The organism is Larkinella sp. C7, from assembly GCF_006149005.1.
Classification (GTDB): Bacteria; Bacteroidota; Bacteroidia; order Cytophagales; family Spirosomataceae; genus Larkinella.
In genome coordinates, this window is record NZ_VBSL01000045.1 from 1 (window position 1) to 2,539 (window position 2,539).

Here is a 2,539-nt window from a genome sequence, read left to right on the forward strand (position 1 = left end):
ATCATTTGGTCTTTATCATTCCTTTCTTTTTCACTCGCTTCGCAGGCTCTTCACCGGATTCATCAGTGCCGCTTTGATGCTTTGGTAGCTGACCGTCAGGAGCGCAACGCCAATGGCCAGAACCGCAGCCAAGGCGAAAACCCACCACTGCATTTCGATTCGGTAGACGAAACTTTCCAGCCAGTAATTCATGGCGTACCAGGCCAGCGGGCTGGCAATCACCAGCGCAATCACCACCAGTTTCAGGAAGTCTTTGGAAAGCAGGGCCACGATGCTGGCGACGGAGGCTCCCAGCACTTTCCGAACGCCAATTTCTTTGGTGCGCTGCTCCGCCGTAAACGCCGTCAGACCAAACAAACCGAGACACGACACCAGAATGGTCAGAATGGCAAAGCAGAGAATAATGCGCCCGATCCGTTGTTCAGAGCGGTATTGCGCATCCAGATCCTGATCCACAAAACCGTAGCTGATGGGATGATCCGGGTCGATTTTTTTATACACCTGCGTGATGTCGTTCAGCGTACGCGCCACCAGACCGGGTTTGGTTTTGACCAGCAGTGTAAAATAGAACTCCTTGGGCCGGAAGCGAAAAATGAAGGGCTCGATACCGACGTGCAAAGGCCGGAAATGGAAATCTTTCACCACGCCAACGATAGTCCCGTCCGTCCCCCAGAATTTGACCCGTTTTCCCACGGCACGCACGGGAGTCCACCCCATGCGTTTGGCGGCTGTTTCGTTGATGAGGTAGGCCCCCAGTGTAGACAAGGTGTCGCTGGTGATTTGGGCCGAGAAATTCCGGCCCGCAACCAGTGACATACCGACGGTTTTCACAAAATCGGCATCGACATTCATGTTGGTAATCAGAAACTCATCTTTCGGAACCTGCCCTTCCCATTCAATCGTCGAGCTATTGTTCATATTGACCAGATTGCTCGTCGCAGTCGATACCTTTTCAACCCCCGGCAACTGCTCCACTTCCCTTTTGAGCGGCTGCGATTTCCCGCGCAAATCGCCTTTGAGCCGCACGTACAACAACTGCGATTGATCGAATCCCAATTTGGTATTCTGCATGTAGGACAACTGCCGATAGATCACGATGGTACTGATCGCCAGTGCAATGGACAACACGAATTGCCCGATCACCAGCGTTTGCCGAAAACCCCGCCCGGCTTTGACGTTCGAAAAATGGGCCGCAACGCCGACTTTGAGCACCCGGATGGGCCGGAAAGAGGAGAGGAAAAAAGCCGGGTAGAGGCCCGTCAACAAACTGACAAACGCGGTGAATCCGGCCAATGTAAGCCAGAAAACCGGCCGCTGATACGGAATCTCCAGGTTTTTGTTCGCCAGATCGTTGAACAACGGCAGCAGCAGTTGGGCCAGCACCAGCGATACCGCCACGGCCAATACGGTCATCAGCAGTGCTTCGCCCAGAAATTGCGTCACCAGACTCCCCCGCTGCGCCCCGACGCTTTTCCGAACGCCCACTTCTCTGGCCCGCTGCGACGCCCGCGCCGTGGCCAGGTTGATGAAATTGATCACCGCAATGAGCAATACAATCAATCCCACCGTGACGAAAATGCGGATGTAGGCAATATCACTGCGCCGGCCGTGATCGGTTTCGAACGCAAATTTCGAGTATAAATAGATTTCCGACAGCGGTTGCAGCAACAGGGGCGTTTCGTTGCCCGCATCATACCGCTTGAGCTGGTGCCGGACTTTATCCGCGAACGCGGCCGGGTCGGCGGGTTCGCCCGACGGATCGGGTTTGAGCTGAACGTAGGTATGGTAGCTGTTGCTGTTCCATTTCATGCTCCATTCGTCGTTCCGCTCAAGCCACTTGAAGGGCAGCAGAACATCAAACTCAATGTGCGACTGAACCGGCGGATTTTCCGCCACGCCCACCAGCATGAGCATTTTCTCGTTGTTGAGCTTGACCGACTGCCCCAGCACGCTCTTCTGCCGCCAGTTGGCCCCGAAAAACCGTTCGGCCATAGCCTCGCTGAAAATCACTTCATTGGGCGCCCGGAAAACCGTCAGGGGATTTCCCAACAAAAGCCGGTAACTGAACAGCTTGAAAAAACCGGGGTCGACCACCAGCATCTGATTTGATTCTACCGACTGGCGGCCCTGGCTCAGCAAGCCCGACCACCGCCCGACGCGGGTCACCTGCTGCACGTCCGGAAAATCTTTCGTGAGGGTGGCCGCCAACGGACCGGGGGTGGCGGCTACATCAAAAATCCCACCCGGCTGTTGCTGCTTTTCAACCAGCCGGTAAATGTGCTTGTAGTGGGTGTTGAACCGGTCATAGCTCAGTTCATCGTACACGTACAGGGAAATCAGCAGGCAGCAGGCCATGCCGAGGGCCAAACCGCCGATGTTGATGAACGAATATACCCGGTTTTTGATCAGATGTCTGAACGCAATTTTGAAGTAGCTCCGCAGCATGGCAGGGTGAAAGTTTGAGGGAGTTTGATGCGCTTCTTTGCGCTGCCGACGGCGCACGAACGGCGGCAAAACCGACACCACATTGAGCACATAG

At 55.0% G+C, this 2,539-nt stretch carries 1 protein-coding gene; it reads right to left on the reverse strand.

All coding sequences use genetic code 11. From position 1 onward, the window contains the following. Positions 1–30: 30 nt before the first annotated feature. A partial coding sequence (locus FH871_RS31595; protein WP_306439263.1) for an ABC transporter permease occupies positions 31–2,539 on the reverse strand: 2,509 nt, incomplete at its 5' end.